Origin of the sequence: Streptomyces sp. NPDC002809 (genome assembly GCF_040295435.1) — a bacterium.
In the GTDB taxonomy this organism is placed as follows: Bacteria; Actinomycetota; Actinomycetes; order Streptomycetales; family Streptomycetaceae; genus Streptomyces.
Genome location: NZ_JBEOVJ010000153.1, coordinates 1 through 6,947 on the forward strand (window position 1 = coordinate 1; position 6,947 = coordinate 6,947).

Here is a 6,947-nt window from a genome sequence, read left to right on the forward strand (position 1 = left end):
ACCATATACATTTGTGTTTTTTTGTTTTATTCCGGTTTTCATTACCCTTGTGGAACCGCCAAACTCCCTTGCGGGCGGCCCCCAAAGCCAAGGACTCCGGCCCTTCTCGCTTCTTCGCTGCCCTGCGTCTCGGGCTGTGCCCGATCGTCTCGGCCGGTCCGGCGCGGTCTCGGGTCGTCTCGTACCGCCTTGGACCGCCCTCGGGCCGTCTCGGGTGGTCTCAGGCGGCGAGGCGGGAGGCGAGGGCCTTGGCCTTCTCCGCGGCGTCGGTGAACGCCTTGGCGCGGGAGGAGTCGGCGAGCGGGATGAGCTCGGCCATCTGCGGATTGGTGCGGGCCAGGGTGAGCTCCGGGACGATGAAGTCGACCTCGGCGGCGAACATCGACGTCAGCAGCGTCTCCAGGTAGTTCTGGACGAACTCGGAGTCCTCGCGCGGGGTGCCCGCCGCGTACGAGCCGCCGCGGCTGGCGACGACGGTGATCGGGGTGCCGGCCACCGGACTGTCGGGGCCGACGTTGTGGCCGACGATGATCACGTGGTCGAGCCATGCCTTGAGCGTCGACGGAATTGTGAAGTTGTACATAGGGGCGCCGATCAGAACCGCGTCAGCGGCGGCGAGTTCCGCGGCGAGCTCGCCGCGCAGCGGGTGCTCGGCACCGGCTCCGGCGGCCTCGGCGTTCAGATGCGGCAGGGGCTCGGCGGCGAGGTCGCGGTAGACGACCGTCCCGTCGGGGTGCTGCTCGCGCCAGGTCTGCACGAATGCGGCGGTGACCTCGCGCGACGCGGAGCCCTGGGGGAAGACGGCGGAATCGAGGTGCAGGAGGGTGGCCATGAGGGTCTCCACGGTTCGGTGAGAGGGGGACGGTGCAGCGCCCCGATATTTCGTACGTACCTAGTAATAACATAGTGGCTTACAAATAGTAAGCACCTCACGCGCACGCAGTACTCTGGGCATATGGCGGATCACAGCGAGCAGGCGTGCAGGCGGGTGGACGTGGGGATCAGCCGCGTCTTCGAGCTGTTCGGTAAGCGCTGGACGGGGCCGATCGTTTCCGTACTGATGCAACAGCCCGTGCACTTCGCCGACTTGAGGCGGGCCATTCCGGGCATCAGTGAGCGCATGCTCTCGGACCGGCTGACCGAACTGGGGGCGGCGGGCCTGGTGGTCCGCGAGGTCGACGAGGGGCCGCCGCTGCGGGTGTCGTACCGCCTGACGCAGGCCGGTGCCGCGATGGAGCCCGCGCTCAAGGAACTGGGGAGCTGGGCCGAAACTCACCTGAGGAACGACCTCGGCGGTTGCTGAGAGGCATCCCGCCAGGAATCTCGGGTCAGCCCTTGGACCGGAACCCGGGTGCCCCGCGGCCGGAGGCCGGAGGCCCGGGGCGTGAGTCCGTGACTCAGGCGTCCGGTGTTTCCTGGCTGCCGGAGCCGCTCGTCGAGTTGTAGCGGAGCAGATACGCGGCGAACCGGGCGAGGTCATCCGCCGTCCATTCCGCGAGCCGGTCCTTGTAGGCGGCGCGACGGCTGGCCTGGGTCGAGGTGAGGGCCTGCGCGCCGGCCTCGGTGGGGTGCAGCACCTGGATGCGGTGATCATCGGGATCCGGGTGGCGTTCGACCAGGCCCAGCTTCTCCAGGGTGGCGACCTGGCGGCTGACCGTGGACTTGTCGAGCATGTAGTGCGCCGCCAGATCCGTGGCGCGACAGCCGTGCCGGTCGTGGATGTGTGCCAGCAGCGTGTACGAGACCAGGGGCAGGTCGGGGTGGAGCCGCGCTGCGGCGGCGCGCGCCCGGCGGGCGAAGGCGGTCAGTTCGCGCTGGATGACGTCCAGCGATTCTTCACGTTCTCCGGGTGTGCCTGGCACGGGTCGGCCTTCCTCGAAATTTAAGTTGTATAGTACAACGAAATAGGAGTTGTAAAAGCCAACTATCTCTCGATTGTCTGGAGCTTCCGATGTCCACAGGCCCGAGTGCCGCCGCCGGCTCCCAAGCTGCCGCACTGCGTCATGTGCTGAGCCATCTCGTCACGCCGCTGCTGATGTGCGTGGGCATGGGGCTGGCCTACCTCGGGGCGTTCCATGCCCCGGAGCCGCACGATCTGCGGGTGGACGTGGTCGGGTCGGGGCCGAGTGCGCAGGTGCTGGCCCAGACGCTCCAGGACAAGGGGGACGGGGCGCTGAGCGTCCGTACGGTCGCCGACCGTGCCACGGCCGTCGACCACCTGAGGACGCAGGACAGCTACGGCGCCTACGTGCCCGGCGGGAGCCCGGAACTGCTGGTGGCCACGGCATCCTCCGACACCAGCGCGACCGTGGTGGAGAAGGTGTTCACCGAGGTGGCGGCCGGACAGGGCGCTCCGTTGAAGGTGACCAACACCGCTCCCACCGCGGACGGCGACCCGACCGGGCAGGGGATCTTCTTCCTGCTGGTCGCGGTGAGCATCGGCTCGTACGCGTCCGTCGCCGTGATCGGCGGGGCAGGCGCGGTGCTGGCACTGCGGATCAGGGCCGCGCTGGCCGTCGTCGCGTCGCTCGTGGTGAGTGTGATCGGGGCGGTGTTCGCCGGGCCGCTCTTCGGGATCGTGGACCACGGGCTCGGAGGCGTGTGGGCGATGGCGTGGCTCTACTCGGCGGGCATTCTGCTGATCGGTGTCGGGCTGCACACCTTCCTCAAGCGGTGGACCACGCTCGGCGTCATGGTGCTGTTCGTCATGCTGAACTTCACCAGCTCCGGAGGCATCTTCCGGCCCGAGCTGCAGCCCGGGTTCTTCGGTGCGCTGCACTCGTTCTGGAACGGGGCGGGATTCATCGAAGGTGTCCGCAGCCATGTGTACTTCGGCGGGCACGCGCTCGGCGGACACCTCCTGGTACTCGGCCTCTGGTTCATGGTGGGTGTCGTGGCGATGGCGCTGGCCGGTCTCGCCGAGCGGAAGCGCCGCGCGGCCGCCGTGCCGGCCGAAGCGGCCGGCGCAGCGCCGGTGCCGGTCCGGGGTGCGGCGGAGGCCGATGAGCGGACGGAACAGCGGACGGAACAGCGGACGGAACAGCGGACGGAACAGCGGACGGAAGAGGAGATGGAGGAGGCCGTGGGCGTCTGAGCGGGGCTCTCGGACCGGAGTTCCGGCCGGTTCTTGGCCCGGGGCGGAGGGCGGGGCGGATGTTGTCCACAGGCGCTTCGGTCGGATGTCCGTCGTTGTCCACCGTTGTCCACAGGGGCAGACGGCCGTCGATGGACAGCGGTACCGTCTTCGGCAGTTGATGTTGGACCGGGACTCCGGACGCCGACGGCGGCGCCGGGTGCGGTCGGGGGAGGCTGCACGCCATGAGCGAGATCGAAGCGACGCTGCCGGTACAGCGGGCGGTGAAGGACGGTGCGCGCATTCCGGTCGTGCCCGGGTTCGCCCGCCGGGCGGATCCGGGGGACCGGAGCGCACCGCTGTCGCCGAGGGACGCGGGCAAGGCCCTGCGCCGGCACGTGCCCCGCTCCTCCCACAGTTCCCTGGCTCTGCCCGTGGATCGGCCCGATGCGGTGCGGGCGGTCGAGGAGTCGAATCAGGGCCGGGTGCCTGGTCTCACACCGATACGGGTGGGGCGGATGGCCGCCACCCCGTTCGCCTTCCTGCGGGGTTCGGCGGGACTGATGGCCCACGACCTGGTGGGTACACCCGTCACCGGAGTGGCCGCCCAGCTGTGCGGTGACGCGCACGCGGCGAATTTCGGGCTGTATGGCGACGCCCGGGGCGGCCTGGTCATCGACCTGAACGACTTCGACGAGACCGTGGCCGGCCCCTGGGAGTGGGACCTCAAGCGTCTCGCCACCTCGCTGGTGCTCGCGGGGCGCGAGGCCGGTGCGGACGAGGACACCTGCCGCAGGGGCGCGTACGACACCGTGGGCGCGTACCGGCGGACCATGCGGCTGCTGGCACGGCTGCCCGCGCTCGACGCGTGGAACGCCATCGCCGACGAGGAACTGGTCTCGCACGCGGACGCGCGGGATCTGCTGGGCACCCTGGAGCGGGTGTCGGAAAAGGCACGCAACAACACCAGCGCCCGCTTCGCCGCGAAGTCCACGGAGGACTCCGGGGACGGCGGACGCCGGTTCGTCGACGCGCCGCCTGTGCTGCGCCGGGTGCCGGACGCGGAGGCCGCAGCCGTGGCGGCGGGGCTGGGTGACTATCTGGGCACCGTCTCGGAGGACCGGGTGCCACTGCTGGCCCGGTACGCGATCCACGATGTGGCGTTCCGGGTGGTCGGCACGGGGAGCGTGGGCACTCGTTCGTACGTGGTGCTGCTGCTGGATCACCGGGGTGAGCCGCTGGTCCTGCAGGTGAAGGAGGCCAGGCCGTCGGTGCTGGCGCCCTATCTGCCCGCCGTGGGCTTCTATGTGCCTGAGGTGGGGCACGAGGGGCGACGGGTGGTGCTCGGACAGAAGCGGATGCAGGTCGTCAGCGACATCCTGCTGGGCTGGGCGACCGTGGAGGGCCGGCCCTTCCAGGTGCGGCAGTTCAGGAACCGGAAGGGCAGCGTCGACCCGGCAGCGCTGGCGGCCGACCAGGTCGACGACTACGGCCGGATGACCGGTGCGCTGCTGGCGCGGGCGCATGCGCACAGCGCCGATCCGCGGCTGATCGCCGGGTACTGCGGGAAGAACGACGAGCTGGACGAGGCGGTGGCGGACTTCGCGGTGACGTATGCGGACCGTACCGAGGCGGACCATGCGGAGCTGGTGCAGGCCATCGGCGCAGGGCGGATAGCTGCTGAGCAAGGGGTGTGAGGCTTGCTGTGTGGGTGGCGTGATGCCCGCTGGGGGAGATGTGAGGCTTGCTGTGCGGGTGGCGTGATGCCCGCCGGGGGAGGCGTGAAGCCTGCTGTGTGGGGGGCGTGACCCTCGCTGTGGCGGAGGCGCGAGGTGCGCTGCGTGAGGGGCGTGAGGCCTGCTGTGGCGACCGCGTGTCCTCGGCATGCGGGCCGTGGCCATACGCTGGACGGGTGACCCACGAAGCCCCCGGGGTACCGACCACCCGGAACGACGATGCCAGGCAGGACGACGCCCAGCAGGACGAGCAGCCCGGCTCCCCTGCCGCTGTGTCCTCCGACGGCGGCGGCAGCGCAGCGGGAGATGCCGCAGCCGGTGAGACGTCCGGTGCTGCCGCCGATACGGCCGCCGCAGATGAGACCCCTCAGCAGGCGCGTCCCGAGGCACGGCTGGCGCATGCCGTGCGGGTGGCCGAGCAGGCTCTGATCGAGTTCGAGATCGCGGTCGAGACGTTCCGGGTCGAGGTCGAGAACTTCTCCCGGCTGCACCACCAGCGACTGGGCCCGATGTACGCACGGCTCGACGAGCTCGACGCGCAGATCGCCGAGGCACGGGCCGCCAGAACGGGCGACCCCGAGGATCTGCGCAAGGCGCAGGACGCGCGCTCGCTCGTGATGCCCATGCCGGGCGTCGACGAGCTTTTCCACGACTGGATCGATTCCGACGGGCTGTCCCCCGAGGCGTCGGCCATGCTGACCGAGCAGCCGGTCCGGCCGCCGAAGCGGGTCCGGCCGACCGACGAGGCACGCAAGCTGTACCGCGAGCTGGCGCGCAAGGCCCACCCGGATCTCGCCCAGGACGAGAACGAGCGGGCTCGCCGGGACGAGTTCATCACCCGCGTCAACGCCGCGTACGGGCGTGGGGACGAGGCGCTGCTCAAGGAGCTGGCCAAGGAGTGGGCGGCCGGGCCGGTCCTGCCCGAGGCGGAGCTCAGCGAGGCCGACGAGCTCTATGCCCGGCTGGACTGGCTGACCCGGCGCAAGGAACTGCTGACGGTGCTCGCCCAGGAGCTGGAGGAGAGCGCGATCGGCGCCATGCTGAGGATGGCGCCGGACGATCCGGATCACCTGCTGGAAGAGATCGCCGAGCAGCTGCTCGGCGAGGTGTCGCAGCGTGAGACCGAGCTGGCGGGCCTGGCGCACTGACTTCCGCTCCCCGCCCTTGAGGATCCCTTGAGGATGGGGATTCCTGTCATGGTCGGCTGACCGGGGCGGTGGGTTTCTGCTTCATGCGAGCCGGGTCGGCACTACTGGCGGCCCGGCGTCTGCGGCACGGCTCTCCTCCGTCGGGCCGACGGGCGGGATGCCGCCGCCCCGTCCGCCCGTACGTCGAGCAGCAGAGCGGACCGCTCAGCGGACCGCTCCTGCCTGCCACTCGGCGCAGTGCTCGGAATCGCCTCACCGCCGAGCCGGAGCCCGAAGCCGGAGCCCGAAGCCCGGAGCCCGAAGCCGGAGCCCGGTGCCGGTGCCCGAAGCCCGATGCGCTGCGACTCGTTCCGGTAGCGTTTCCGGTGACTTCAGTGCGCATTCAGACGAGAGAAGGCATGACCCATGAATTTCGCCCCGCTTCCCGCGGTCGACGTCACGGCGGTGCCGGCGGACGGCTTCGTGCTGGACGTCCGGGAGGACGACGAATGGGCGGCCGGGCATGTCGACGGCGCCCTGCACATTCCGATGAGTGACTTCGTGGGCCGGTTCGGTGAGCTGACCGAAGCGGTGGAGGACGGCCGGCGCGTGCACGTGATGTGCCGGGTCGGCGGCCGGTCCGCCCAGGTCACCCAGTACCTGGTGCAGCAGGGCGTCGATGCCGTGAACATCGACGGCGGCATGCTCGCCTGGGACGGTGCGGGTCGCCCGATGGTCACCGACAACGGCACCCCCGCCTTCGTCGTCTGACCTCGTTCTTCGCTCGCTCTTCCCTGTCCGGCCGGCCCGGGCCCTCGTCGAGAGGCCCCGGGCTCTGTCGTCGGGCCCGGCCGGGGCCAAGGCCTCTCGTTTGGATCGTGCCGGGCTCGCGGGGTCCGGCTCCAAACGAAGGACCCTAAGGGCTGTCCCGTAATCCCTGGCGGGCGCGCGACGACAGCTACGGCGCCTCGCCGCGTTGTCGGAACGTCCGAATACATCCAGTATGCGGAC

General features: G+C 70.2%; 7 protein-coding genes. 5 read left to right on the forward strand and 2 right to left on the reverse strand.

Features of this window, described 5'->3' with window-relative positions; translation table 11 throughout:
- Positions 1–220 precede the first annotated feature (220 nt).
- On the reverse strand, positions 221–832 hold the full coding sequence (locus tag ABT025_RS38985) for an FMN-dependent NADH-azoreductase (protein ID WP_351003519.1): 612 nt from the start codon (positions 830–832) through the stop codon (positions 221–223).
- A 123-nt stretch (positions 833–955) separates the two neighbouring features.
- Here ABT025_RS38985 and ABT025_RS38990 point away from each other — a divergent pair, with 123 nt between their 5' ends.
- The gene (locus ABT025_RS38990) at positions 956–1,303 is read left to right on the forward strand and encodes a winged helix-turn-helix transcriptional regulator (protein WP_351003521.1); all 348 of its coding nucleotides are present in this window, start codon (positions 956–958) and stop codon (positions 1,301–1,303) included.
- Between the two features lie 94 nt (positions 1,304–1,397).
- Here ABT025_RS38990 and ABT025_RS38995 read toward each other — a convergent pair whose 3' ends face one another.
- Positions 1,398–1,862, reverse strand: a complete 465-nt coding sequence (locus ABT025_RS38995) for a MarR family winged helix-turn-helix transcriptional regulator (protein WP_351003523.1) — start codon at positions 1,860–1,862, stop codon at positions 1,398–1,400.
- Positions 1,863–1,951: 89 nt separating this feature from the next.
- Between ABT025_RS38995 and ABT025_RS39000 the strand changes: the two genes are divergently transcribed.
- The 4 genes from ABT025_RS39000 to ABT025_RS39015 all read left to right on the forward strand — a co-directional run bounded on the left by ABT025_RS39000 (position 1,952) and on the right by ABT025_RS39015 (position 6,707).
- Entirely contained in the window at positions 1,952–3,094 is a 1,143-nt protein-coding gene (locus tag ABT025_RS39000) for a hypothetical protein (protein WP_351003525.1), read from the forward strand.
- Positions 3,095–3,318: 224 nt separating this feature from the next.
- On the forward strand, positions 3,319–4,770 hold the full coding sequence (locus tag ABT025_RS39005) for a DUF2252 domain-containing protein (RefSeq protein ID WP_351003527.1): 1,452 nt from the start codon (positions 3,319–3,321) through the stop codon (positions 4,768–4,770).
- Between the two features lie 215 nt (positions 4,771–4,985).
- Complete coding sequence (locus ABT025_RS39010) at positions 4,986–5,957, forward strand: J domain-containing protein (RefSeq protein WP_351003529.1); 972 nt, start codon at positions 4,986–4,988, stop codon at positions 5,955–5,957.
- A 405-nt stretch (positions 5,958–6,362) separates the two neighbouring features.
- On the forward strand, positions 6,363–6,707 hold the full coding sequence (locus tag ABT025_RS39015; protein ID WP_351003531.1) for a rhodanese-like domain-containing protein: 345 nt from the start codon (positions 6,363–6,365) through the stop codon (positions 6,705–6,707).
- The last annotated feature ends 240 nt before the right edge of the window (positions 6,708–6,947 follow it).

Bases quoted from the DNA above. Each gene is read 5' to 3' on its own strand.
- ABT025_RS39000 (WP_351003525.1), top strand. From the start codon at position 1,952: ATGTCCACAGGCCCGAGTGCCGCCGCCGGCTCCCAAGCTGCCGCACTG.
- ABT025_RS39015 (WP_351003531.1), top strand. From the start codon at position 6,363: ATGAATTTCGCCCCGCTTCCCGCGGTCGACGTCACGGCGGTGCCGGCG.
- ABT025_RS38985 (WP_351003519.1), bottom strand. From the start codon at position 832: ATGGCCACCCTCCTGCACCTCGATTCCGCCGTCTTCCCCCAGGGCTCC.
- ABT025_RS39005 (WP_351003527.1), top strand. From the start codon at position 3,319: ATGAGCGAGATCGAAGCGACGCTGCCGGTACAGCGGGCGGTGAAGGAC.
- ABT025_RS38990 (WP_351003521.1), top strand. From the start codon at position 956: ATGGCGGATCACAGCGAGCAGGCGTGCAGGCGGGTGGACGTGGGGATC.